Genomic DNA, 26417 nt, shown 5'->3' with positions numbered 1-26417 from the left:
GCCCCATCGCCGGCAAGCCAGCTCCCACAGGTAAAGCGCCAGCTTTGGCTTTGCGCGATCCCTGTGGGAGCTGGCTTGCCGGCGATGGCCTGCAAAGCAGGCCTATGGCAGGCGATACAGTTTCAAGCTGGTCGGCACCGGATCACGAATTTGTACATTTGGCAGAGCGAGAGTGGATGTGAGCAAACGAGCCTTTAACTTCTGCGCAGGCCCTGCCGCGCTTCCTGATGCTGTGTTGCAGCGCGCCCAGGCAGAGATGCTGGACTGGCGCGGCAAGGGCTTGTCGGTGATGGAGATGAGCCATCGCAGCGACGACTACGTGGCCATCGCCGAAAAGGCCGAGCAGGACCTGCGTGACCTGCTGTCCGTCCCCTCCAACTACAAAGTGCTGTTCCTGCAGGGCGGCGCCAGCCAGCAATTCGCCGAAATTCCGCTGAACCTGCTGCCGGAAAGCGGCACCGCCGACTACATCGAAACCGGCATCTGGTCGAAAAAGGCCATCGAAGAAGCGCGCCGCTTCGGCAACATCAACGTCGCCGCCAGTGCCAAGCCTTACGACTACCTGAATATTCCAGGCCAGAACGACTGGAGCCTGACCAAGAACGCTGCCTACGTGCACTATGCGTCCAACGAGACCATTGGTGGCCTGCAGTTTGACTGGGTGCCGCAGACTGGCGATGTGCCGCTGGTGGTCGACATGTCCTCCGACATCCTCTCGCGCCCCATCGACGTGTCGCAGTTCGGCCTGATCTACGCTGGCGCGCAGAAGAACATCGGCCCCAGCGGCCTGGTGGTGGTCATTGTGCGTGAAGACCTGCTGGGCCGCGCCCGCAGCAGCTGCCCGACCATGCTCGACTACAAGGTTTCGGCTGACAACGGCTCGATGTACAACACCCCGGCCACCTACTCGTGGTACCTCTCGGGCCTGGTCTTCGAGTGGCTGAAAGAGCACGGTGGCGTTGACGCCATGGAGCAGCGCAACCGCGCCAAGAAAGAACGCCTGTACGGCTTCATCGACAGCAGCGACTTCTACTCCAACCCGATCAGCGTCAACGCCCGTTCGTGGATGAACGTGCCGTTCCGCCTGGCTGACGAGCGCCTGGACAAGGCCTTCCTCGCCGGCGCCGATGCCCGGGGCCTGCTCAACCTCAAGGGCCACCGCTCGGTAGGTGGCATGCGCGCCTCCATCTACAACGCCCTGGGCCTTGACGCTGTGGAAGCCCTGGTTGGCTACATGGCCGAATTCGAGAAGGAGCACGGCTGATGTCCGAACAGGAACTCAAGGCGCTGCGCGTACGCATCGACAGCCTCGACGAGAAGATTCTCGAGCTGATCAGCGACCGCGCCCGTTGCGCCGAAGAAGTGGCCCGGGTCAAGACGGCGGCGCTGAAAGAAGGCGAGAAGCCGGTGTTCTACCGCCCCGAGCGTGAGGCCGCAGTGCTCAAGCGCGTGATGGAGCGCAACAAGGGGCCGCTGGGCAACGAAGAGATGGCGCGTTTGTTCCGCGAAATCATGTCGTCCTGCCTGGCCCTGGAGCAGCCGCTGAAAATCGCCTACCTCGGCCCTGAGGGTACCTTCACCCAGGCGGCGGCCATGAAGCACTTCGGCCACGCGGTGATCAGCCGGCCGATGGCGGCCATCGACGAAGTGTTCCGCGAAGTGGCGGCCGGCGCCGTCAACTTTGGCGTGGTGCCGGTGGAAAACTCCACCGAAGGTGCGGTAAGCCACACTCTGGACAGCTTCCTTGAACACGACATGGTGATTTGCGGCGAAGTCGAGTTGCGCATTCACCACCACCTGCTGGTGGGCGAGAGCACCAAGACCGACAGCATCACGCGCATCTACTCCCACGCCCAGTCGCTGGCCCAGTGCCGCAAGTGGCTGGACGCGCACTACCCGAACGTGGAGCGCGTGGCGGTTTCGAGCAATGCCGAGGCGGCCAAGCGGGTCAAGGGCGAGTGGAACTCGGCGGCGATCGCCGGCGACATGGCGGCCAACCTGTACGGTTTGACCCGCCTGGCCGAGAAGATCGAAGACCGCCCGGACAACGCCACGCGTTTTTTGATGATCGGCAGCCAGGAAGTGCCGCCGACCGGCGACGACAAGACTTCGATCATCGTTTCGATGAGCAACAAGCCGGGTGCCTTGCACGAGCTGCTGGTGCCGTTCCACCAGAACGGCATCGACCTGACCCGCATCGAGACCCGTCCGTCGCGCAGTGGCAAGTGGACCTACGTGTTCTTCATCGACTTCGTTGGCCACCACCGCGACCCGCTGATCAAGGCCGTGCTGGAGCAGATCAGCCAGGAGGCCGTGGCGCTGAAAGTGCTGGGCTCTTATCCGAAGGCGGTACTTTGATCTGAGATGGTTGGGGCCGCTTCGCGCCCCATCGCGACACAAGGCCGCTCCCACAGGAGTACGCAATCCCTTGTGGGAGCGGCTTTGTGTCGCGATGGGCTGCAAAGCAGCCCCAATGGCCCTTGCAGGCTAAATAGATTTCTGAACAGGGTTCACACCAGTGGTAAAAGCAGCAAAAACCAAACCCGCGCCAATCATCAACCGCCTGGTCGTGGTCGGCCTCGGCCTGATCGGTGGCTCGTTCGCCAAGGGCCTGCGTGAAAGCGGCCTGTGCCGCGAAGTGGTCGGTGTCGATCTGGACGCCCCCTCGCGCAAGCAGGCCGTTGCCCTGGGCGTGGTCGACCGCTGTGAAGAAGACCTCGCCCTCGCGTGCGTCGGTGCCGATGTCATCCAGCTGGCCGTGCCCATCCTGGCCATGGAAAAAGTGCTGGCCCGCCTGGCTCAGCTCGACCTGGGCAATGCGATCATCACCGACGTCGGCAGCGCCAAAGGCAACGTCGTCCGTGAAGCGCGTTCGGTCTTCGGTCAGCGCCTGCCACGCTTCGTTCCCGGCCACCCCATTGCCGGCTCCGAACAGAGTGGCGTAGAGGCCTCCAATGCCACCCTGTTCCGTCGACACAAAGTGATCCTCACGCCGCTGGCTGAAACCGACCCTGCCGCGCTGGCCCTGGTCGACCGCCTGTGGCGGGCGCTGGATGCCGACGTAGAGCATATGTCGGTCGAGCGCCATGACGAAGTGCTGGCAGCTACCAGCCACTTGCCGCACCTGCTGGCCTTTGGTTTGGTCGATTCGCTGGCCAAGCGCAATGAAAACCTCGAGATCTTCCGGTACGCTGCGGGAGGCTTCCGCGATTTCACAAGAATCGCCGGCAGCGACCCGACCATGTGGCACGACATCTTTCTCGCCAACCGCGACGCTGTCCTGCGCACACTCGATACATATCGCAGCGATCTCGACGCCTTGCGCGACGCGATCGCTGAAGGGGACGGGCACCAGCTGCTGGGTGTATTCACCCGCGCACGGGTTGCCCGCGAGCATTTCAGTAAAATCCTGGCCCGCCGGGCCTATGTGGACGCTATGAACGCCAACGATCTGATTTTCCTGGCCCAACCGGGTGGCCGCCTGAACGGGCGAATCCGTGTACCGGGCGACAAGTCGATTTCCCACCGCTCGATCATGCTCGGCTCGCTGGCCGAAGGCACCACCGAGGTCGAAGGCTTCCTTGAGGGTGAAGACGCGCTGGCGACCCTGCAGGCATTCCGCGACATGGGTGTGGTCATCGAAGGCCCCAACCACGGCCGCGTGACCATTCACGGTGTTGGCCTGCACGGCCTCAAGCCGCCGCCCGGGCCACTGTACGTGGGCAACTCGGGTACCTCGATGCGCTTGCTGTCGGGCCTGCTGGCCGGCCAGTCGTTCGACGTGACCATGACGGGTGACGCTTCGCTGTCCAAGCGCCCGATGAACCGTGTGGCCAACCCGCTGCGCGAAATGGGCGCAGTGGTCGAGACCGGCCCGGAAGGCCGCCCGCCGCTGACCATCCGCGGTGGCCACAAGCTCAAGGGCCTGACCTACACGCTGCCGATGGCCAGCGCCCAGGTCAAATCCTGCCTGCTGCTGGCTGGCCTGTACGCCGAAGGCAAGACCACTGTTACCGAGCCGGCGCCTACCCGTGACCACACCGAGCGCATGCTGCGCGGCTTTGGCTATGCGGTCGAGTCGAACGGCCCGGTAGCTTCACTGCAGTCCGGCGGCAAGCTGACCGCTACCCGCATCGAAGTGCCGGCCGACATTTCCTCGGCAGCATTCTTCCTGGTGGCAGCCTCCATCGCCGAAGGTTCCGAGCTGGTGCTTGAGCACGTTGGCATCAACCCGACCCGTACCGGTGTCATTGACATCCTGCGCCTGATGGGCGGCGACATCACCCTGGAAAACCAGCGTGAAGTCGGCGGCGAGCCAGTGGCTGACCTGCGCGTGCGTGGTGCCAGGCTGAAGGGTATCGACATCCCCGAAGAGCTGGTACCACTGGCGATCGACGAATTCCCGGTGCTGTTCGTGGCCGCTGCCTGCGCCGAAGGGCGTACCGTGCTGCGTGGCGCCGAAGAGTTGCGGGTGAAAGAGTCTGATCGTATCCAGGTGATGGCTGACGGCCTGATCACATTGGGCATCAAGTGCGAACCGACTCCGGACGGCATCATCATCGACGGCGGCCAGCTGGGCGGTGGCGAAGTGCATGGCCACGGCGACCACCGTATTGCCATGGCTTTCAGCGTGGCCTCGCTGCGCGCCAGCGCGCCGATCCGCATCCATGACTGCGCCAACGTCGCCACCTCGTTCCCCAACTTCCTGGCGCTGTGCGCCGAAGTGGGCATCCGCGTGGCGGAAGAGGGCAAGTCGTGAATTCGCAGGCGCCGGTCATCACCATCGACGGGCCAAGCGGCTCGGGCAAGGGCACGGTCGCCGGCCTGCTGGCCCGCGAGCTGGGCTGGAAGCTGCTGGACTCGGGTGCGCTGTACCGTTTGCTGGCGTTCAACGCCAGCAACCACGGCGTCGACCTCACCAACGAAGAGCTGCTGACCAAGCTTGCCGCCCATCTGGACGTGCAGTTCATCGCCGCCGAGCCCGGTAAGCTGCAACAGATCATCCTGGAGGGTGAGGACGTCAGCAACGTCATCCGCACCGAAACCGTCGGCGCCGGCGCTTCGATGGTGGCCTCGCTGCCGGCCGTGCGTGACGCGCTGCTGGTGCGTCAGCGCGAGTTTCGCGAGGCGCCGGGCCTGATCGCAGACGGTCGCGACATGGGTACTGTGGTGTTCCCGGACGCGCCGTTGAAGGTGTTTCTCACCGCCAGCGCCGACGAACGCGCACGCCGCCGCTACCTGCAGTTGAAGGGCAAAGGCGAAGATGTTAGTCTGTCGAGTCTGCTGGATGAGATTCGTGCGCGTGATGAGCGCGACACCCAACGTGCGGTGGCCCCGCTGAAGCCAGCGGCCGATGCCATTCAGTTGGACTCTACCGAGTTGTCCATCGAGCAGGTGTTGCAACGTATCAGAAGCGAGATCGCATCACGCGACCTGGCCTGATAATCAGGAAAGCATGCAGGTGCACCAGTCAACGTCCTGCCGGCTTTCCTTTACTTAAAACAAACCCACATTGTCTGGAATGTGGCGATGGGCGTCTGTTTCGCCCGAATCTACAGGAATTAAAATGAGCGAAAGCTTTGCAGAACTCTTTGAAGAAAGCCTGAAAACCCTCAATCTTCAGCCGGGTGCGATCATCACCGGTATCGTTGTCGACATCGACGGCGACTGGGTTACCGTACACGCTGGCCTGAAGTCCGAGGGCGTCATCCCGCTCGAGCAGTTCTACAACGAAGCTGGCGAGCTGACCATCAAGGTCGGTGACGAAGTTCACGTTGCGCTGGACGCGGTCGAAGACGGCTTTGGCGAAACCAAACTGTCCCGTGAAAAAGCCAAGCGCGCCGAGTGCTGGATTGTTCTGGAAGCAGCTTTCGCCGCCGAAGAAGTGGTCAAGGGCGTTATCAACGGTAAGGTTAAAGGCGGCTTCACTGTCGACGTTAACGGCATCCGTGCGTTCCTGCCGGGCTCCCTGGTTGATGTCCGCCCTGTGCGCGACACCACCCACCTGGAAGGCAAAGAGCTGGAATTCAAGGTCATCAAGCTGGACCAGAAGCGCAACAACGTTGTTGTTTCGCGTCGCAGCGTGCTGGAAGCCGAGAACTCCGCCGAGCGCGAAGCCCTGCTGGAAACCCTGCAGGAAGGCCAGCAAGTCAAAGGTATCGTCAAGAACCTCACCGACTACGGCGCATTCGTGGACCTGGGCGGTATCGACGGCCTGCTGCACATCACCGACATGGCCTGGAAGCGCATCAAGCACCCTTCGGAAATCGTTAACGTTGGCGACGAAGTCGACGTACGCGTTCTGAAGTTCGACCGCGAGCGCAACCGCGTTTCGCTGGGTCTGAAGCAGATGGGCGAAGATCCGTGGGTAGCTATCACTGCCCGTTACCCAGAAGGTACCCGCGTACAAGCGCGCGTTACCAACCTGACCGACTACGGCTGCTTCGCTGAGCTGGAAGAAGGCGTTGAAGGTCTGGTACACGTTTCCGAAATGGACTGGACCAACAAGAACATCCACCCGTCGAAAGTCGTTCAGGTTGGCGACGAAGTGGAAGTCATGGTTCTGGACATCGACGAAGAGCGTCGTCGTATCTCCCTGGGCATCAAGCAGTGCAAGTCCAACCCATGGGAAGACTTCTCCGGCCAGTTCAACAAGGGTGACAAGATCACCGGTACCATCAAGTCGATCACCGACTTCGGTATCTTCATCGGCCTGGACGGCGGCATCGACGGCCTGGTTCACCTGTCCGACATCTCCTGGAACGAAACCGGCGAAGAAGCCGTACGTCGTTTCAAGAAGGGCGACGAGCTGGAAACCGTCATCCTGTCGGTCGACCCAGAGCGCGAGCGCATCTCCCTGGGCATCAAGCAGCTGGAAGACGATCCGTTCTCCAACTTCGTTGCTGTCAATGACAAGGGCGCTATCGTCAAGGGCATCGTGAAAGAAGTTGACGCCAAAGGCGCCATCGTCACCCTGGCCGACGACATCGAAGCCACTCTGAAAGCTTCCGAAATCAGCCGTGACCGCGTTGAAGACGCGCGTAACGTCCTGAAGGAAGGCGACGAGATCGAAGCCAAGATCATCAGCGTTGACCGTAAGTCGCGCGTGATCAGCCTGTCGATCAAATCGAAAGACGACGCTGAAGAGCGTGAAGCTATCCAGAGCCTGAAACAGGCTCCAGAAGCTGCTGCCGACACCACCATGGCTGCGCTGCTGCGCGAAGCAATGGCCAAGCAGAACTGAGTTCTGTTTGATCGGTAAAAAGGGCGACCCTCGGGTCGCCCTTTTTTTGTGTCGAAAATGCCTCTAGTTCGGGGAGTGGGTTGGTAATGTTGATGTTTGGCGACGTAATGAAGGGTCGCGGGCGTGATAACAATTTCCTGATTATCAGGTTGCTGGCGGCGACCGCTGTGGTGGTCGGGCATTCTTTTGCGCTCTCCTATCTGGAGTGCCTGAGCTGCACTGACCCTGGCATGCAGCTGGGTATGCCAGTGCCGGTCCACAGCCTGGGGGTGGAGGTGTTCTTCATGGTCAGTGGTTTCTTGATCGCTGCCAGTGGTGAGCGCAACAGCATCAGAGAGTTCTACCTGGCGCGTGGGCTCAGGATCCTGCCTGGCCTGCTGGTGTGTTTGTTCCTTATGGCCTTTGTGCTGGGGCCCGTGGTCACCTCGCTGCCGCTTGCTGACTACTTCTCGGAAGGCCAGGTATACAAGTATTTCTACAGCCCGCTGCTGATTTTCAACAATGCCCAGTTCGTGTTGCCAGGGGTTACATTTACTCCGCGCTTCCAGGGAGTTTCAGTCAACGGCAGCTTGTGGACCATACCGTTGGAAATGCGCATGTACCTTGTGCTTGGAGCGTTGGTGCTAGTGGCACGCTTTTGCCGGTGGCCGACGGCAGTGCTGACGCTAGCGGCACTCCTGGTTGCGTTGGGGTTGCATAGACTGCATCCGGCTTATGCGGAGTACCCATTCAAGCTGGTAGTGTGTTTCCTGGCGGGTTCTGCGTTCTATTCGTGCCGGGCGATCATTCCGCATGCGGGCTGGCTGTTGCTTGCCTGTTTCTCGTTGTTCTTGTTAAGCAAGGGTGGGCGCTTTGAGGTGTTTGCCTTTGCCATCCTGACGATTTACGCAACCTTGTATTTTGCCTATTGCCCGCAGTTGAAGCTGCCTTCGATGGTGCAGGACTACTCGTACGGAATTTATCTCTATGCCTTTCCGATTCAGCAGGTGTTGGCCGGCGCTATGCCATGGGCCGGGCCCTACTGGTTGATGTTGGCGGCCGTGCCGGCGTCCTGGTTGGCGGGGTATGTGTCGTGGGAGTTGGTGGAGAAGCCTGCGCTAGCGGTGCGCAAGCGTTTTTCGCGGGCCGGCCCCCGGCAGCAGTTGGCTTGAACGCTAGTCCCGATGTTCAGGGCAGTGGCGAACAAATGGCCGGGGCCGCTTGGCAGCACTGTCTCGACACAAGGCTACTGCCGCAGGTTCTGAGTATGCTTTGGGGGTGCTGCTGGACCTGCTGACTAGACCATTCTTGTAAAACTTCAATCTTGAATTTTTTTATTAAGTCAAGAACCACCCTGTTCAAATTCTTCCGGGCGTGCTACAAACTGGTTAAGCAATGATCTAGCTGCTTGATAACGAAGGGAAAAACATGACGAAGTCGGAGCTGATCGAACGTATTGTCACCCATCAAGGGCTGCTCTCGTCCAAGGACGTAGAGCTGGCCATCAAGACTATGCTTGAGCAGATGTCGCAATGCCTGGCTACCGGAGATCGCATCGAGATTCGCGGTTTTGGCAGCTTCTCGCTGCACTATCGCGCCCCGCGCGTCGGCCGTAACCCGAAGACAGGGCAGTCTGTCAGCCTGGAAGGCAAGTTTGTGCCGCACTTCAAGCCCGGCAAAGAGTTGCGCGACCGGGTCAACGAAGAAGACGAGGCTGAAGCCTGATCATTCAAGGAGCATTCTGATGCGTAACCTCAAGCGCGCCCTGGCGGCGGTGTTCGTGCTGCTGTTGGCGGCTGTGGTGCTGTTCTTCGTGCTCGAGAACCAGCAAGCCGTGTCGTTGGTCCTGTTTGGCTGGGCCGCGCCGGAAATGCCGGTTGCTGTGTTGGTGCTGGCCGCCTTGGTCATCGGCCTTGCCGTCGGGCCGTTGCTGGGTGCCTACGGCGTGCAGCGCAGCAAGCGTAAGATCAGGGAGTCTGCCCGTCAGGCGGCGCTGAGCAGTAACTGAGGAAACTTCCTACACCCTCTTCGGAATGCCTCACCTATGCAGGCACCGGCCGTCATGGAGTAATAGCCCACTTCATTTTCGGCCCCGGCGAGTGTGCGCAGCATGGAATATCCCAGCCTTTCCCATCACGGCGGTACCCGCGGCGTCACCGGGTCTTGCCACCAGTTGCACCTGGGTCCGTCCACCAGTGTGCTGGTCGACTGTGGTCTGGAGCAGGGGGGCGAGGCATCGCCAGGCGCAGAAGCTGCATCGCTCGGCTTTGACGTGACGGGCATCCAGGCCCTGGTCGTCACCCATGTGCACCTCGATCACGTTGGCCGCATCCCTGCGCTGCTGGCGGCAGGCTTTCGCGGCCCCATCCTGTGTAGCGAACCCTCTGCACGGCTGCTGCCGCTGGTGCTGGAGGATGCCTACAAGCTGAGCATCAGCAGCGACCCTGCGCAGGTGGCGCGGTATATCGACTTCATTCGCGAGCTTATCGTGCCGCTGCCTTTCGAGCAGTGGCACGCGGTGGTCGATCGTCCTGGCCTGATTTGCCGTATCCGCCTGCAGCGAGCCGGGCATCTGCTGGGTTCGGCTTATGTCGAGTGCGACATGCAGCATGAGCAGACCAATACACGCTACGTGTTCTCTGGCGACCTCGGGGCGTGTGGCAACCCATTACTGCGCCCTGTGCAGCCCCCGGAACGGGCTGATGTGCTTGTACTGGAAAGCACTTATGGCGACAGACTGCATACGCATGCAGGCGACCGCAGGCAGCGTCTGGAAGATGCCATTGATCGCGCGCTGGCTGACAAGGGCACCATTCTCATCCCGGCCTTCAGCCTGGGCCGCACCCAGGAATTGCTGTACGAGCTTGAAGACATACTTCATCGCAAGGCTTTGCTGGGGATCGCTGGTCCCGGCCCCGGTGGCGACCCGATCGACTGGTCTCAGTTGCCCATCATCCTCGACTCACCCCTGGCTCAGCGCATCACCAGTGTGTATCGAGAGCTGCACGACTACTGGAATGCCGAGGCCAGGGCGCGCCTTGCAGAGGGGCGCGACCCGCTCGGCTTCAGCCAGCTGATAAGCGTGGATACCCATGCCCGGCACCAGCAAGTGGTCAACTACCTCAAGAGCACTGGCCGTCCGGCGATTGTGATTGCCGGCAATGGCATGTGCTCGGGTGGGCGCATTGTCAATTATCTCAAAGCGATGCTGGGGGATACGCGGCATGAGGTGATGTTTGTGGGGTATCAGGCCAAGGGCACGCCGGGGGCGGTGATACAGGCCAGTGAGGGGGCGGAAGGGTTTGTGCAGGTTGATCTGGATGGGCGGATATATGAGGTGCGCGCAAAGATCGTAACCTTGCCCGGGTATTCTGGTCATGCGGATCAGGAGGGGTTGATAAGCTTCGCACTGGAGGGAAAGAAAGCGGCGCGGAGCATTTTGCTGGTCCATGGAGAGGCCCAGGCCAAGGCTGTCTTGGCCGAGGCGCTACGAAATCGCAGTGCACGGGATGGCAAGGAGGCTGCCGTCACGGTTGCCCTATAGCGAAAGCGCAGGCCGTCGGCTCGCTGGTTTGGAGTGGAACTTTGTAGGCGATATCTTCCTCTTAGGTCGGATTAGTGCTAAAGCTGTGAGCCGTTTCGTGCGGCCTGCAGTACAATGGCGAACTGCCGCTACGCTGAGATTTAGCAGTCCCGATGGATAGGGACTACTGCAGCGAGGGCTTGGCCTGATTAGCACAAGAATCATGCAAGTGATCGGATCTAAGGAAAACCAGAATAAATGCGAAATGAACGTAGCCGTGAAGTCGGAAATGACGATTTTGATGTCCTCGAGCTCTGGCATGTGCTGTGGAGTCGCAAGCTGCTTATCGTCTCTTGCGTTATTCTAGTTACTGCCATAGCGTTTATTTATACATCGCTAAAAACACCGTTGTACGAAGCCAAGTCATTTATCCTTCCGCCGACCAAGAATGACCTTGCACAACTGAATTACGGGCGCACCGAAGCCAGTGGCCTGGAGGTGTTCAAACCCAAGGATGTATACGAAATTTATCTGCGTTCACTGCAGTCTGAATCATTACGGCGCCAGTTTTTCCGCGGGGTTTATCTGCCTAATTTGCCGGAGGCCGTTCGCCAAGGCTCCCAAGATGCACTTTATGACCAGTTTGGCAAGGTGTTGACGGTTGGGCCAGTCGCGGGAGGCGATGCAGAGCGTATTGTGATCAGGGCGTTGAGTGACGATCCGAGCACCAGTGCGAAGTGGGTAACCCGGTTTTCAGAAATGGCCAGCGATCGTGCAAAAAAGACCTTGGTCGAGGATGCCGATACGGAAGTCAAGGTACTGGTAAAGAACTTGGAGCAACAGGTCCGCAGTGCGAGGGATGCAGCGCACAAGCAGCGTGAAGATCAGATCGCTCGCCTGGAAGAGGCGCTGAAAGTTGCCAAAGCCGTGAACCTGAGCAAGCCCCCGATCATTGCCAGCGGTCTGAACACTGAGGTGTCAGGCGGCATGCAGGGCGCATTGACTTATATGCGAGGTAGTCAAGCCCTTGAAGCGGAGCTGGCCAACCTTCGTGCGCGCCAGTCCGACGATCCCTTTGTGGCTGAATTGCGAGAGGTTCAGGAAAAGCTCGACTTCTATCGCAACCTGCAGGTGAACGCTGCTGTGATCGAAGTGTTTCAACAGGATGGCGCCATCGAGGTGCCTGATAGCCCAGTCCGCCTTCGCAAGCTGTTGATTATTCTGGGTGGGGCGTTTGTGGGACTAACGCTCGGTGTGCTGCTGGCTTCATTGTCCCATTTGGTTTCTGCAGAAAGGTCGCGCCGGTTGGCTCGCGATTGAGCCCCCCTGCGGTCGCTGTGCATGCTCTAGTGAATGTTGAACCGTTGGTTATGATTTTTAACAAGAGGCTGGTTGTGTGAAGCTCATAGAAACAAATATCCCGGATGTTGTCGTTTTTGAACCCACTGTTTTCGAGGACGACAGGGGGTGGTTCTATGAGTCTTACAGCGAGCCGAAATTCCATGCGTTGCTTAGTGTCCAAGGGATAACCCTCCCGCCTTCTTTCGTTCAAGAGAACTGCTCGCTGTCTAAAAAAGGAGTGATGCGGGGGCTGCACTATCAACTTTATCCTTTTGCCCAAGGTAAATTGGTGAGCGTGGTCCAGGGTGCCGTATTCGATGTGGCTGTGGATATTCGTGAGGGCTCCCCTACCTTCGGGCAGTGGGTGGGCATGGAGCTATCTGCGGTCAACCGCAAGATGATGTGGGTCCCTGAGGGCTTCGCCCACGGATTCATCGCACTGGAAGATGATACTGTTTTCCAGTATCGCACCACGAATGTGTACTCAAGGGAGCATGAGCGGAGCATTGCCTGGAACGACCCAGACCTGGCGATCAATTGGCCGCACGTGGATGGGCTATTAGTCAGCGATAAGGATGCAGTAGCTCCTGCGCTTGGCGAAGCGGATCTACCGCCGTTGATTCTGAAGGGGCAGGCAGAAGCACTGGTGCTTCCGATCATCGGTGATGATCGCGGTAGCCTTATCAGCATCGAGAAAGCGCTGAACATTCCTTTCGCCATCCGCCGCGTCTATTACATTTTTGGTACCAAGGCAGGTGTCAGCCGTGGCTTCCATGCACACCGGGACTTGCAGCAATTGATCGTCTGCTTGTCCGGTAGTTGTCGTATGACGCTGGATGATGGTGGTGGCCGGGTAGACCATTTGCTTGATGCTCCGCAGAAAGCCCTGCTCATCAAGAACATGGTCTGGCGAGAAATGCATGACTTCAGCGACGACTGTGTTCTGATGGTCATCGCCAGCGAGACCTACGACGAGCGCGATTATATTCGCGGTTATGACGACTTCAAGAGGTTGGTCGCACGTGCCTAGTATTCATGCGTTGGCGGATGTCCAAACCGATGTTATCGGGGAGAAAACCAGAATCTGGCAATACGCCGTCATCCTCAAGGGGGCGCAAATTGGCAGCAATTGCAATATTTGCGCTCATACCCTGATCGAGGGAGGTGTGGTGCTGGGAGATAATGTCACTGTAAAAAGTGGTGTGTTTCTCTGGGAAGGGCTTGTGATCGAGGACAATGTTTTCATTGGCCCAAATGCTACTTTCACCAACGACAGGGTACCGCGCTCCAAGTGCTACCCCGAAGCGTACGAAGTCACGGTGCTGAAAGAAGGCTGCAGCATCGGTGCCAATGCGACATTGCTCCCGGGCGTCACGATTGGGCGACACGCCATGGTGGGTGCTGGTGCCGTCGTGACCAAGGATGTACCTGACTACTGTGTGGTTGTGGGTAATCCTGCAAAAATAATAAGGGAGCTAGAGCATGGTTGATTTCCTGAATCTCAAGGCCGTTAACAGACAATACCGCGAAGAATTGCTGCAGGCGTGTGCCGATGTCATCGACTCTGGTTGGTACATCGGTGGTAACGCACTGGCGCGTTTTGAAAGCAACTTTGCCGCCTATTGCGGTACTGCGCAGTGCATTGGTGTGGCAAACGGCCTCGATGCACTGACGCTGACCTTGACCGCATGGAAGCAACTTGGGCGAGTCAAGCAGGGAGATGAAGTGATCGTCCCTGCCAATACCTACATTGCTAGCATTTTGGCAATTACTGCCAGTGGGCTGGAGCCTGTCTTCATCGAGCCGGATGCAGCAACGTTCAATATCGACGCATCCCTCATTCGCCGTGCGATCACCGACAAGACGCGTGTCATTTTGCCTGTGCATTTGTATGGGCAGATTGCTGACATGAAGGCTATCAATGCGATTGCCAGCGAGTACGGATTGCTGGTGCTCGAAGACTCGGCCCAGGCGCATGGAGCTTCCATTGATGGCAAGCGGGCGGGGAGTTGGGGAGATGCCTCAGGTTTCAGCTTCTACCCAGGCAAGAATCTGGGGGCGCTGGGAGATGCGGGGGCCATCACCACCTCGGACCCCGAATTGGCAGAAGTGCTGAGAGCCCTCAGAAACTACGGTTCCCACGAGAAGTACAAGAATTTGTACGTAGGTGTGAACAGCCGGCTGGATGAAATCCAGGCGGCAATGCTGGATGTGAAACTCAAGCATCTTGACGAAGAGATAGCCAGGCGACGGCATATCGCCGCGTGCTACCGTGCAGGTATTCACAATGAATATATTGCACAGCCGCAAGCAGAATCTGCCGAAGAGCATGTCTGGCATCTTTATGTTGCCCGCACCGCTTACAGGAGTGAGCTGCAGCAACACCTGCGGGAGCAGGGCGTGCAGACGCTGGTTCACTACCCGATCCCGCCACACAAGCAACAGGCCTATAGCCAGTACCATGGGTTGAGCTTGCCGATTACTGAACGCATTCATGACGAGGTTCTCAGCCTGCCTGTAGACCCTACCATGAGCGACGCGGATATCCAGACCGTCATCGATGCCTGCAACATTTTTGCTGTATCCGGGCATTAATTCATGACGTTGATCAAGACCAGTCTGCTGAATGCTATTGCTGTTTTTGTAAAGATGGCGACTTTGCTGGGGCTTAACAAAGTGCTGGCACTTTATGTAGGGCCAGCGGGGTACGCGGCGATCGGACAATTGCAAAATGCCGTGACCATGTTCACCACACTGGCCAGCGGTGCTGTCAGCACAGGTGTTACCAAGTACACGGCGGAATTTGCTGAACAGCCGGCTGAGCAACACAAGATCTGGCGTACCGCCGGCACGCTGTCACTGCTGGTTTCAGCGGTTCTGGCCGTGCTGATCGTGGTTTTGCAGGCACCTTTGGCAGGCTGGTTTTTCAATGACGAAACACTCGCACCTGTGCTGGTGTGGTTTGCCTGTACCTTGGTGTTTTTTGCGTTCAATTCACTGCTGCTCGGCATCCTGAACGGCAAGAAGGATGTGCGGCGGTACGTACTCGCCAACATTTTCGGCAGCCTGATATCGCTGGTGGTGACGTGCGCCCTGACGATCAAGCTGGGCTTATACGGTGCGTTGGTTTCGCTGGCGGTCTACCAGTCGTTGAGTTTTGTGGCCACGCTGGTTATCTGCATGCGAACCCAATGGTTTCGCATCACTGACTTCATCGGGGCACTGGACAAGCAATCGTTGTCCAGGCTTGGCAAATTTGCTCTGATGGCTGTAGTGACAGCATGCTCGCTACCCGTTTGCCATGTCTTCATTCGTGACTACCTGGGCACGGAATTCGGATGGGATCATGCAGGCTACTGGGAGGCCATGTGGCGTCTGAGCACGGCCTATCTGATGCTGATCACCACGACACTGGCAGTCTATTATCTGCCAAGGCTTTCCGAACTCTCCGATGCAGGTGAATTGCGTCGGGAAATCATACAAGGGTACAAGCTGATCCTGCCTCTGACCGTTGCCGCAGGCCTGGTCATCTACCTGCTCAGGGATTTCATCATCCACATGCTGTTCTCGGAGTCTTTCCTGCCCATGCGTGAACTGTTCGCATGGCAGATGGTCGGAGACAGCTTGAAGGTAGTGAGTTGGTTGATGGCCTACCTGATGCTGGGCAAGGCGCTTACTCGGTTGTATCTGGTGACCGAGATTCTTTCGACCCTTTCACTGTATGCATTGACGGTTTATTTAACGCAGTTGTGGGGTTATGAGAAGGTAACCCTTGCCTACGCGACTAACTACCTGCTGTACGCAATAGTCATGTATTTTGCAGTGTTCCGTCGTTTGCAGATCATTGTTGGTAGTACGGCGCGGAGCTAAGTAATGATGAAGGACGTCATCGAACAATTACATGGACGCATCCTTGGCGCCGAGCCAGGCCAGGCCCTGGAGCAGGCACGGCTATATGGGGCGTTGTTGTGGGCGGTGGATCTGGGCATTTACGAGGCGGCAGCGCTGGAGCGCCACTTGGTCGCCCAATGCGTCGGTCTGGTCACGGTGCCGGTCGCCAGCGGCACATCGCGGGGCTGCCTGCATGTGGTCAGCGAACCCTACATGCAAGGCGGGCACACCCGCCTGATGGAGCGCTTGGCGCACATGCACGAGGGGCCCGTGGACCTGCTGGTGGCACGCAGCGCCAAACCCCAGGTAATTGAACGCCTGAATGGCTATTTCGCCCATATCGAAGTGGCGCGCGGCGATGATCCTTGCACCCGCTTGCAGTCCATCGTCGACACTCTTTCCCAGTACGACAAGGTGGTTCTGCACATCCACCCGGACGACATCATAACCACCGTTGCCTGTGGCGTGCTGAAGCAGCAGCGTGGTGCCGCAGTGACGGTGTATTTCGTCAACCACGCCGACCATGTATTCAGTTTCGGCGCTTCAGTGGCGGATGTGTATTTCGAGATCAGCGCGTACGGGCACCACCTCGACAAGAAAAAGCACCTCACCTGCCAAAAGAGCTTCCTGGCGATCCCGATCGAAACCAGCGGCGCAAAAGTGCCAGATGCTGCGCCCACGCATGAGCGGATCAAAGTGTTCAGCGCAGCCTCGGCGGCCAAGTACAAGCCCCATGGCGGCCTGGACATGCGCCCGTCGATCACGGCGATACTCGACAGATTCCCGAACGCCGAGTGCTGGATCATTGGTGCCAACCCGCTGACCAACACGTGGTGGTGGGCAGTGAAGCTGCGATACCCCACGCGCTTTTTCATCCGCCGTCACCTGCCGTACAAGGATTATCTGGCCTTTGCGGAAAAAGCCGACTTTTACCTGGACAGCTACCCTATACCCGGTGGCACGGCGTTCGCTGAGCAACTGCTCAAGGGCCGGCGCTGTGTAGGGTTGGTTGCACCCATTCAGGGTTATTCACCCGCTGATAGCCTGAAGGTAGCCGGTGTCGATCAGCTGCTTGCCAGCATCGACCAACCTCAACCCATTGCGCCGGTGGTCGAAGCGGTGCAACAGGTGAACTCGGTAGAAGCCGTAAAAGCGCGCTACCTGGCCTGCATCGAGCGGGGCGAGTACAGCGAAAACCAGCTGGCAGCCATGCTGCCGTGGTCGGGCAACCTCGATTTCATGAAACCGACAGGTAAGGTCACTAGCATGATCCCTGCGGATGTCTTTGACGCCTTGTGCCGGATGGACACAAAACTGGCGTTGCGAGTGCTGCTTTCTTACGCCTGGGTGCCGCGTCTCAAGATCCTGATCAAGGTCACGCTGTTGCGGCTGGCCAAGTTTGCCAAAGCGCGAGGGTAAGTGTGATCAAGGTCTTTATCGGCGTGTTGTTCTGCCTGCTGTTCTTAAGCGACTTTGCCGTGCTGACGCTCGGGCTGGGCAGCGCCTTTGCCGGTTGGCGCGAAATGATCAGCCTGTTGGTGATCATGTGGCTGTTGCTGAGGGCTTTGGCCAGCGTTACGGCGCGTGGCATGGTCAACCTCGAAGTGGGGAGATCGTTGCTGATCGTGCTGTTCTTCGCCTTCCTGTACCTGCTGTTCGGTGACCTGAGCGCGGGGTCGGTGCGCATGTTCCGCGCGTTGGCCGTGCCCGTGTTTGTCGGCATGGCAGTGGCTATCTGGGCACAGGCGGTGTCGACCGAGAAGAAGCTGCGAGATGTGTACTGGTCGGTGCTGGCCATGAGCGTGCTCACTGGCCTGTATGCGTTGTACCAATACCTGACCATCGCCTCGGCGGAGCAGTTCTGGTACTGGCCGCTACTTGCTGCGAAAGGCTACGAGCTGCAACCCTACAATTCGATGCGTGACGGGTTGCCGCGGATTTCCGGCTTCTTTACCGGCACCCTCGAGTTTTCCGCAGTCATCCTCAACAGCGCCGCCATGACGCTGGCCGTGTTGCTCAGCGGGCGCAATTGGTCGCTCACCCGCCGCCTTCTGCTGAGTGCTGCGTTTGTGCTGCTATGCGGGTTGATTGCGATCGGTTCGGTGCGCACGGCCATGATCGGCCTGGTGTGCATCTGCGCGATGCTGGTGGTGGCCAGGGTCCTGCGGACGGCGTGGCTGATTTCGCTGTTGGGCTACCTGCAGTTTGTGGGCTTGACCGTGGCGATCTTCGTCTACCTGTCGATGGGCTACACCCAGGACTTGTCTGCACTGGACCGTGAGCGCCAGTGGTTGCACATGTACGAGGTGCTGAACGCGCACCCCATGGGCTATGGCTTTGGCTCGGTGGGCCCGGGCCAGCCGTACTGGTTCGATTCATTCTGGCTAAACCTGCTGGCCACCTGCGGATGGGTTGGCGCGCTGATCATGGCCGGGTTGATTCTCTGGTACCACAAACTGGTGACGATCATCGTCCGGGACAGGCCCCATGCCAGTGCATGGAAAAACGGTTTGGGCAATTTCGTGATTGCCAGTTACCCGTTCTTCTTGAGCTCGTTCTTTTTCCAGTCTTATACAAACAGTGTGGTCCTTTACATTTTTGCGATCGTGGTGATGGTGATCCTTGGTGAAAACAGAAGAACAAAAGTTGAGCTTGGCAGTCCTGATCGTTCTGTATCGGAAAGCTAGCCAGGACTCGATTGCCCTGCAGTCACTGCTCGCGCAAAAGGCATTGCTGGAGGCTGAGGGCATCGACCTGCAGCTGTACGTCTGGAACAACTCTCCCGGCGTGGCACAGCCATGCCCAGGCGTGCGCTGGTACGAAGCGCATAACCAGCGGCTGTCGGTCATCTATAACCAAGTGGCCGCAGAAGCGTTTGCCGGCGGGATCGAGCTGTTCATGATTTCGGACGACGACACCAACTATTCGAACATACGCCTGTCCAGCTGCCTGGCGCAGATTGGCCAGGTGCGCGCTGCGCCTGGTGGCGACCAGGTGGGGGTGTTCATGCCCCGGCTGGTCAGCCATGGGCAACTGGTCAGCCCCGGGCAGCGTTGGCTGTTCATGGGCCGCCTTACCCCCAATGTAGCCCCCGGGTTGGTGGACTCGAAAAACCTGCTGGGCATCAACAGCGGGCTCATCTTCACCCATGAGTGCTTCCAGCGCATGAAGCCGTTCTATGACGAGCGGCTGCGTTTCTATGCCACCGACACCGACTTTTTCATTCGCTACGAGGATTATTTCCCCAAGGCCTGCGTACTGGATGTCGAGATTGCCCACGACCTGTCCGAGCACAGCGCCGATACCCCCGAACGCGCCTTGTTCCGCTTTGAAGAAATGATCCACGGCCTGCGCATCAGCTTCCAGTCCCACAGCCTGGTGCAGCGCGCCCTGCTTGACCTCTACCTGGTCTACGCCGCCATTCGCAAGGCCGTGGCCTACCGCAGGCCGGCCTTCGTCAAGGCGTTGTTTACCCAAATGAGGGCCGTGAAATGATGCATGCCTTGCTCGAAAAACTGGTGCTGCTGATTAAAAAACGGCCAATGGTGATTGATCGACGGATCTCGTCCAGCTACCTGCTGGGCCTGATTGTGAGCAAGCTGCTGATGGCCTGCCGAGGCGTGATCCGCCTGCGCCGGCGGCGGCTGGCATTCGTCGGATCGGGGGTGACGCTGAAGGAAGTGAGCAAGATCGAGTACGGCCCCGGGCTAGTGATCGACCAGGGCTGCTTCGTCGATGCCTTGTCCAACGACGGTATCCGCTTCGGCACCGCCGTGTCGTTGAACAAAAACATCATCATCGAGTGCACCGGCAGCCTGGCCAATATCGGCAAGGGCCTGGTGATTGGTGACAACGTCGGCCTGGGCGCCGGTTGCTTCCTCGGCTGCGCCGGTGGCATCGAGATTGGCAGCGACACCATCATCGGCAACTTTGTCAGCTTCCACTCGGAGAACCACAACTTCGAGGACCCGCTGCAGCCCATCCGCCTGCAGGGGGTTACCCGCCAAGGCATCAAGGTTGGCCGCAACTGCTGGATCGGCGCCAAGGTGACCGTGCTTGACGGTGCGGTGATCGAAGATGGCTGCATTTTTGCCGCAGGGGCAGTGGTTGCGGCAGGCGTGTACCGCGAGAACTCGATTTATGGCGGTGTCCCGGCCAAGTTCATCAAGGCACGCGTGGCTGAAGAAGGGGTTGCATGAAAACGTTGCACTTTGTTCATCTGTTGAATGACTACAGCGGTAGCCCCCGGGTACTGAACCAGACCATCACCGCGCTGCAGCAAAGCGGCGCCGAATGCACCCTGCACGTGGGCAGCAGCGGCCATGGCGTGCTCGACGAGCTGCAGGTACGTACCTGCAAGTTTGCCTACAAGCGCTTCGACAACCGTTGGCTGACCTTGCTGGCCTACGCCGGCTCGCAGGTGGCGCTGTTCTTCAGCCTGCTACGCCGGGTACGGCCGGGGCAGGTTGTGCTGATCAACACCATGCTGCCATTTGGTGCCGCCCTGGCTGCCCGCCTGCGGGGAGCCAAGGTGGTTTACCACGTGCACGAAACTTCGATTCGGCCTGCAGTGTTGAAGGCGTTCCTGCGCCGGGTGATTGCCGGCTGTGCCAGCAAGGTGGTCTACGTTTCCAGGTACTTGCAGGCGCAGGAGGGCGTGGCCGGGGTGCCGGCGGTCACCGTCTACAACGGCCTGGCCGAAGGCTTTCAGCAACAGGCGATGGCCACGCCTTACCAGCACTTGCACGCTGGCCGCTTCAATGTGCTGATGCTGGCGTCGTTGAAAGGCTACAAAGGGGTGGACGAGTTTGTTGCCCTGGCCAGCGAAATGTCGGGCGACCCGCAGTTGAAGTTCACCCTGGTGCTCAACGCCAGCCCGCAGGAGGTAGACAGCTATTTTGCCGGCAAGGCGCTGCCGAAAAACCTCGTGCTCAGCCCGGCCAGCTCGGATGTGGCGAAGTTCTACCGCGAGGCTAGCCTGGTGCTGAACCTGTCCCATGTGGACGGTTGGGTCGAAACCTTCGGCCTGACCATTCTCGAAGCGATGGCCTTCGGCATTCCGACCATCGTGCCGCCGGTGGGTGGCCCGGTGGAGCTGGTCAGCGACGGGGTAGAGGGCTACCAGATCGATTCGAAGAACCACCAACAGCTGGTGCGCACGGTTGCGCGCCTGGCGCAGGACCCACAGGCGTGCCACGCACTCTCCGAGCGAGCGCGCATGAAAGCGAGTGAGTTTTCCACCGCCAACTTCCAGAAAAATATCGTGATGGTGTTTGATGACCTATAAAATTGCAGTGATTGGTACGGTCGGTTTACCCGCTCAATACGGTGGCTGGGAAACACTGACTGAACAATTGGTGCGTAACCTGCCGAGTGACTGCGAACTCACCGTGTATTGCAGCGCGCCGCATTACCCCGAGCGCCCGAAATTTTTCGAGCGTGCCCGCCTGGTTTACCTGAACCTCAAGGCCAACGGTGTGCAAAGCATTCCGTATGATGTGCTGAGCATGCTGCACGCCTATCGCAAGCACGACCTGATGCTGATTTTGGGGGTTTCTGGCTGCATCGCCCTGCCATTCATGCGCCTGCTGACGCGCAAACCGATCGTGGTGAACATCGACGGCTACGAATGGAAGCGCGCCAAGTGGTCCAACTTCGCCCGCTGGTTCCTGAAGTTGTCCGAAGCCGTGGCGGTGCGTTTTGCCCACGCGGTCATCACCGACAACAAGGTGCTGCAGGAGTACGTGACCGCCGAATACAACAAGCCCAGCGAGTTGATCGCCTACGGCGGCGACCAGGCGCGCGCCGGTGAGCCGAGCGAACAAGCCCGCCATGCCTACCCGTTCCTCAATGCGCCCTATGCCTTCACCGTTTGCCGTATCGAGCCGGAGAACAACATCCATGTCATTCTCGAGGCCTTTGCCGGGTCGGGCATGCCATTGGCGATCATCGGCAACTGGAACCACAGCGAATACGGCGTGCAGTTGCGCAAGCAATACGACGGGGTGAGCAACATCCACCTGCTGGACCCGATCTACGACGTCGAGCAACTGAGCCCGCTGCGCAGCAATGCCACGGTGTACCTGCATGGCCACAGCGCCGGCGGTACCAACCCGTCGCTGGTCGAAGCCATGTGGCTGGGCTTGCCAGTGGTGGCCTTCGATGTGTCGTTCAACCGCGCCACTACCGAAGACCAGGCCTTGTACTTTGCCGACAGCACCTCGCTGCGCAACCATGTACAGGCGCTGATGGGTGATGCTGATGCGCGAGCGCAACTGTCAACGCGCCTGCATGAAATTGCCAACCGCCGTTACCGCTGGTCGGTGGTGGCCGAGCAGTACCGCAGCGTATTCACCCGCCTGCTGGGGCGGCGCTGATGGCCGGGCAAGGCATCCTGGCCACGGGTGGCAGCGGCTTCGTCGGCAAGGTGCTGCTGCAGCGGCTTGCCAGCGACGCACGCTGGGCACCACGGGCGCTGGTGCGCAAACTGCCTGGGCAACGCGTGGCCGGTGTCGACTACCGGGTCTTTAGCGAGTTGACGGCGGTGGATGTAGCATCGGGCCATTTCGCCCAGGTAGACACCTTGATCCACCTGGCCTCGCGCGTACATGTGATGCAGGAAACCGCCGCTGACCCGCTGGCCGAGTTCCGTCGGGTGAACGTGGACGGCACCCTGAGCCTTGCCCGGGCTGCCGTCCAGGCTGGGGTGCGGCGTTTCATTTTTGTAAGTTCGGTTAAGGTCAACGGCGAGACCACTGATGGCCGCCCGCCGTTTACCGCCGACGAGGCGCCTGCGCCTTCCGACCCGTATGGCATTTCCAAGCGCGAAGCCGAAGACGGCCTGCGCCAACTGGCGGCTGAAACAGGGCTGGAAGTGGTGATTGTGCGCCCGGTGCTGGTGTATGGCCCAGGCGTGAAAGCCAACTTCCGCAGCATGATGAACTGGCTGAGCAAAGGCGTGCCGTTGCCATTCGGCGCCATTCACAACAAGCGCAGCCTGGTGGCGCTGGATAACCTGGTGGACCTGCTGCTGACCTGCATCGACCACCCGGCCGCCGCCAACCAGACCTTCATGGCCAGCGATGGCCACGACTTGTCCACCACGCAGCTGCTGCAAGGGCTGGGCAAGGCGCTGGGCAAACCGGCAAGGTTGCTGCCGGTGCCCGCGGCTTGGTTGAAAGGTGCGGCCACACTGGCCGGCAAGGGCGGCCTGGCCCAGCGCTTGTGTGGATCGCTGCAGGTAGACATCGGCAAGAACCGTGAACTGTTGGGCTGGCAGCCGCCACTGAATGTGGACCAGGCCTTGCGGACCACGGCAATCAACTTTTTGAAAGAGCAAGACAAATGACGGCATGGTGGCTTATCCCCTGGGTTGCAGGGGTATCCCTGCTGCTGACCGCAGCACTTCGGCGCTACGCCCTGAACAAGCAGATCATCGACGTGCCCAACGCGCGCAGCTCGCATACTGTGCCCACCCCACGCGGTGGCGGCGTGGCCATCGTGTTGAGTTTCCTGGCTTGCCTGCCGCTGCTGGGCATGACTGGTGCCATGCCGCTGGAGGCGCTGGTGGCCATTGGTGGGGCAGGGGCGCTGATCGCGGTCATCGGCTTCATGGACGACCATGGCCATATCGCCGCCCGTTGGCGCCTGCTTGGCCATTTCGCTGCTGCGGCGTGGCTGCTGTACTGGCTGGGTGGCCTGGCGCCGTTGCAGGTGTTCGGTTTTACCCTCGACCTGCAGTGGTTCGGCTTCATCCTGGCGGCGTTCTACACCGTATGGATGCTGAACCTCTATAACTTCATGGATGGCATCGACGGCATAGCCAGCGTCGAAGCGGTTACTGCCTGCCTGGGCATGGTGCTGCTGTCGGCCCTGGCCGGTGCCCCGCAGTTGATGGCGTTGCCGCTGTTACTGGCCGCAGCCACGCTGGGGTTTCTGTTCTGGAACTTCCCGCCGGCCAAGATCTTCATGGGCGATGCAGGCAGCGGCTTCCTTGGCATTGTGCTGGCGGGTTTTTCGCTGCAGGCTGCCTGGGCCTCGCCGCAGTTGTTCTGGTGCTGGCTGATTCTGCTGGGGGTGTTCGTGGTAGATGCCACGTTCACCCTGATCCGCCGCCTGCTGCGCGGTGACAAGGTGTACGAAGCACACCGCAGCCACGCCTACCAGTTTGCCTCGCGCCACTTTGGCAAACACCTGCCGGTGACCCTGGCAGTGATGGCAATCAACCTGTTCTGGCTACTGCCGGTAGCCCTGTGTGTAGTGTTGCTGGGCCTGGACGGCGTGTGGGGCGTGATCATCGCCTACCTGCCATTGGCATATCTGGCCGTGCGCTGGCGCGCCGGTGAGCTCGAACACTAGCTAAAGTGATAGGACGAAGACAGTAGACATGTCACTTTGGAAAGCCTTAAGAGGTTCTATGGATAAGCTGCGCTCAAGACTGCTTGGACTACCTCGACGCCACAAACGGCTGATTCAGGTAGCGACTGATGTGGTTCTGGTCTGGTTCGCGCTGTGGCTGGCGTTTGTCGTGCGCCTGGGTATCGACGACCTGGCCAACCCTGTCCGTGACCACACCTGGTTGTTCGTCACAGCGCCGATCATCTCGATCCCGCTGTTCATCCGCTTTGGGCTGTACCGGGCGGTAATGCGCTATTTCGGCAATGACGCGCTGATCGCCATCATCAAGGCCGTAACCCTTTCGGCGCTGATTCTGGGCTTCATCATCTACTGGGCCAGCAACCACCAGAACGTGGTACCACGCTCGATCACCTTCAACTACTGGTGGCTGAGCCTGATCATGGTCGGCGGCCTGCGCCTGGCCATGCGTCAGTACTTCCTCGGCGACTGGTTCGCCACCGCCGTGCAGCATGTGCCTTTTGCCAACCGCAACGACGGCCTGCCACGGGTTGCCATCTACGGCGCAGGCGCGGCCGGGAACCAACTGGTTGCCGCGCTGCGCATGGGCAAGGCCATGCGCCCGGTAGCGTTCATCGACGACGATCGCAGCATCACTGACCGGGTCATCGCCGGCCTGCAGGTGTACAAGCCAGAACAGCTGCAACGCATGATCGACGACACCGGCGCAGAAGAAATCCTGTTGGCACTGCCCTCGGTCAGCCGCAGCCGCCGCCGCGAAATCCTCAACCTGCTCGAAGGCTACCCGCTGCACGTACGCAGTGTGCCCGGGTTCATGGACCTGGCCAGCGGCCGGGTGAAAGTGGACGACATCCAGGAAGTGGACATCGCCGACCTGCTGGGCCGCGACGCGGTGCCTGCGCAAGGTGACCTGCTGCAGCACTGCATCATCGACCAGACCGTGATGGTGACCGGTGCCGGTGGCTCGATCGGCTCCGAACTGTGCCGCCAGATCCTGGGGCAAACACCGCGCACCCTGCTGTTGTTCGAGCACAGCGAATTCAACCTGTACACCATCGCCGGCGAGCTGGAGCAGCGTATCTTGCGCGAAGGCCTGGCCGTGCAGTTGATCCCCATCCTTGGCTCGGTGCGCGACCAGGCCAAGATGCTGGACGTGATGCGCGCCTGGCAGGTAGACACCGTCTACCACGCAGCCGCCTACAAGCATGTGCCTATCGTCGAGCACAACATTGCCGAAGGCCTGTCGAACAATGTGTTCGGCACCCTGTACACCGCCCAGGCGGCGCTGCAGGCAGGCGTGGCCAACTTCGTGCTGATTTCTACCGACAAGGCCGTACGCCCCACCAACGTGATGGGCAGCACCAAGCGCCTGGCCGAAATGGTGCTGCAGGCCCTTAGCAATGAGCTGGCGCCGGTGCTGATGGGCGACACCGGCAACGTGTCGCAGGTGAACAAGACCCGTTTCACCATGGTGCGCTTCGGCAACGTGTTGGGCTCTTCGGGCTCGGTCATTCCGCTGTTCCACAAACAGATCAAGCACGGCGGGCCGCTGACGGTGACCCACCCGAAAATCACCCGCTACTTCATGACCATCCCCGAGGCTGCGCAGTTGGTAATCCAGGCCGGCTCCATGGGGCAGGGCGGCGATGTGTTCGTGCTGGACATGGGCGAGCCGGTGAAGATCGTGGAACTGGCAGAAAAGATGATTCACCTGTCCGGCTTCAGCATCCGCTCCGAGCGCAATCCACTGGGCGACATTGCCATCAATTTCACTGGCCTGCGCCCGGGTGAGAAGCTTTATGAAGAACTGCTGATCGGCGACAACGTGATTGCCACGCGCCACCCCATGATCATGAGTGCCAACGAAGACTACCTGACCTGGGACGTGCTGAAGCAACGCCTGGACGCGCTGCGTGCAGCCACTGCGGTGGATGACTTTGCCACTGTACGCCAGTTGCTGCGCGACACCGTCAGCGGTTACGTGCCCGGTGGGGAAATTGTCGATTGGCTGTACCAGCGCCGGCGCCTGGATCCCTGAGCGCTGTACCTACGAACAGAACAGGC

23 protein-coding genes and 1 pseudogene are annotated in these 26417 nt (G+C 59.6%); all 24 read left to right on the top strand.

From position 1 onward, the window contains the following. The first annotated feature begins 178 nt into the window (after positions 1-178). Complete coding sequence (gene serC / locus P0Y58_23380; GenBank protein ID WEK29797.1) at positions 179-1264, top strand: 3-phosphoserine/phosphohydroxythreonine transaminase; 1086 nt, start codon at positions 179-181, stop codon at positions 1262-1264. Continuing rightward, on the top strand, positions 1264-2358 hold the full coding sequence (gene pheA, locus P0Y58_23375; protein WEK29796.1) for a prephenate dehydratase: 1095 nt from the start codon (positions 1264-1266) through the stop codon (positions 2356-2358). Before serC ends, pheA begins: the two co-directional genes overlap by 1 nt. Before the next feature lie 193 nt (positions 2359-2551). Next, positions 2552-4759, top strand: coding sequence for a bifunctional prephenate dehydrogenase/3-phosphoshikimate 1-carboxyvinyltransferase (locus P0Y58_23370; GenBank protein ID WEK33386.1), 2208 nt, complete (start codon positions 2552-2554; stop codon positions 4757-4759). Then, the gene (gene cmk, locus P0Y58_23365) at positions 4756-5442 is read left to right on the top strand and encodes a (d)CMP kinase (protein ID WEK29795.1); all 687 of its coding nucleotides are present in this window, start codon (positions 4756-4758) and stop codon (positions 5440-5442) included. Before P0Y58_23370 ends, cmk begins: the two co-directional genes overlap by 4 nt. 124 nt (positions 5443-5566) lie before the next feature. Next, positions 5567-7243 (top strand): 30S ribosomal protein S1, encoded by a 1677-nt coding sequence (gene rpsA / locus P0Y58_23360; protein ID WEK29794.1) that lies wholly within the window; start codon positions 5567-5569, stop codon positions 7241-7243. Between the two features lie 86 nt (positions 7244-7329). Next, positions 7330-8394 (top strand): acyltransferase, encoded by a 1065-nt coding sequence (locus tag P0Y58_23355; protein WEK29793.1) that lies wholly within the window; start codon positions 7330-7332, stop codon positions 8392-8394. Positions 8395-8650: 256 nt separating this feature from the next. Beyond that, a complete protein-coding gene (gene ihfB / locus P0Y58_23350) occupies positions 8651-8947 on the top strand; it encodes an integration host factor subunit beta (protein ID WEK29792.1) in 297 nt (98 codons plus the stop codon). Positions 8948-8966: 19 nt separating this feature from the next. Then, complete coding sequence (locus P0Y58_23345) at positions 8967-9230, top strand: lipopolysaccharide assembly protein LapA domain-containing protein (protein ID WEK29791.1); 264 nt, start codon at positions 8967-8969, stop codon at positions 9228-9230. 102 nt (positions 9231-9332) lie between these two features. Next, a complete protein-coding gene (locus P0Y58_23340; GenBank protein WEK29790.1) occupies positions 9333-10766 on the top strand; it encodes an MBL fold metallo-hydrolase in 1434 nt (477 codons plus the stop codon). A 237-nt stretch (positions 10767-11003) separates the two neighbouring features. After that, positions 11004-12065 carry a Wzz/FepE/Etk N-terminal domain-containing protein gene (locus P0Y58_23335; protein WEK29789.1) on the top strand — a complete coding sequence of 354 codons (1062 nt, stop codon included), beginning with the start codon at positions 11004-11006 and terminating at the stop codon, positions 12063-12065. Between the two features lie 76 nt (positions 12066-12141). Further along, positions 12142-12681 (top strand): annotated as a pseudogene (gene rfbC, locus P0Y58_23330) (dTDP-4-dehydrorhamnose 3,5-epimerase). 51 nt (positions 12682-12732) lie between these two features. After that, complete coding sequence (locus P0Y58_23325; protein WEK33385.1) at positions 12733-13116, top strand: FdtA/QdtA family cupin domain-containing protein; 384 nt, start codon at positions 12733-12735, stop codon at positions 13114-13116. Further along, a complete protein-coding gene (locus tag P0Y58_23320; GenBank protein WEK29788.1) occupies positions 13109-13576 on the top strand; it encodes an acyltransferase in 468 nt (155 codons plus the stop codon). Before P0Y58_23325 ends, P0Y58_23320 begins: the two co-directional genes overlap by 8 nt. Then, positions 13569-14681, top strand: a complete 1113-nt coding sequence (locus P0Y58_23315; GenBank protein WEK29787.1) for a DegT/DnrJ/EryC1/StrS family aminotransferase — start codon at positions 13569-13571, stop codon at positions 14679-14681. The genes P0Y58_23320 and P0Y58_23315 overlap by 8 nt, the downstream gene beginning before the upstream one ends. Positions 14682-14684: 3 nt before the next feature. Further along, entirely contained in the window at positions 14685-15956 is a 1272-nt protein-coding gene (locus P0Y58_23310) for an O-antigen translocase (GenBank protein ID WEK29786.1), read from the top strand. A gap of 3 nt (positions 15957-15959) precedes the next feature. Continuing rightward, on the top strand, positions 15960-17396 hold the full coding sequence (locus P0Y58_23305) for a hypothetical protein (protein WEK29785.1): 1437 nt from the start codon (positions 15960-15962) through the stop codon (positions 17394-17396). Positions 17397-17398: 2 nt separating this feature from the next. Further along, positions 17399-18664 carry a hypothetical protein gene (locus P0Y58_23300; protein WEK29784.1) on the top strand — a complete coding sequence of 422 codons (1266 nt, stop codon included), beginning with the start codon at positions 17399-17401 and terminating at the stop codon, positions 18662-18664. Beyond that, on the top strand, positions 18624-19472 hold the full coding sequence (locus tag P0Y58_23295; GenBank protein ID WEK29783.1) for a hypothetical protein: 849 nt from the start codon (positions 18624-18626) through the stop codon (positions 19470-19472). Before P0Y58_23300 ends, P0Y58_23295 begins: the two co-directional genes overlap by 41 nt. Then, complete coding sequence (locus tag P0Y58_23290; protein ID WEK29782.1) at positions 19469-20176, top strand: acyltransferase; 708 nt, start codon at positions 19469-19471, stop codon at positions 20174-20176. Before P0Y58_23295 ends, P0Y58_23290 begins: the two co-directional genes overlap by 4 nt. Next, positions 20173-21264 carry a glycosyltransferase family 4 protein gene (locus P0Y58_23285; GenBank protein WEK29781.1) on the top strand — a complete coding sequence of 364 codons (1092 nt, stop codon included), beginning with the start codon at positions 20173-20175 and terminating at the stop codon, positions 21262-21264. Before P0Y58_23290 ends, P0Y58_23285 begins: the two co-directional genes overlap by 4 nt. Next, positions 21254-22354 (top strand): DUF1972 domain-containing protein, encoded by a 1101-nt coding sequence (locus P0Y58_23280; protein ID WEK29780.1) that lies wholly within the window; start codon positions 21254-21256, stop codon positions 22352-22354. The genes P0Y58_23285 and P0Y58_23280 overlap by 11 nt, the downstream gene beginning before the upstream one ends. Further along, entirely contained in the window at positions 22354-23325 is a 972-nt protein-coding gene (locus tag P0Y58_23275; GenBank protein WEK29779.1) for an SDR family oxidoreductase, read from the top strand. Before P0Y58_23280 ends, P0Y58_23275 begins: the two co-directional genes overlap by 1 nt. Next, positions 23322-24335, top strand: coding sequence for a glycosyltransferase family 4 protein (locus P0Y58_23270; GenBank protein ID WEK29778.1), 1014 nt, complete (start codon positions 23322-23324; stop codon positions 24333-24335). Before P0Y58_23275 ends, P0Y58_23270 begins: the two co-directional genes overlap by 4 nt. Before the next feature lie 58 nt (positions 24336-24393). Next, positions 24394-26391, top strand: coding sequence for a nucleoside-diphosphate sugar epimerase/dehydratase (locus tag P0Y58_23265; GenBank protein WEK29777.1), 1998 nt, complete (start codon positions 24394-24396; stop codon positions 26389-26391). The last annotated feature ends 26 nt before the right edge of the window (positions 26392-26417 follow it).

It is taken from the genome of Candidatus Pseudomonas phytovorans, from assembly GCA_029202525.1.
Taxonomy (GTDB): Bacteria; Pseudomonadota; Gammaproteobacteria; order Pseudomonadales; family Pseudomonadaceae; genus Aquipseudomonas; species Aquipseudomonas phytovorans.
The sequence above is the reverse complement of the archived record's forward strand: the minus strand, read 5'-3'. Positions and strand labels throughout refer to the sequence as shown.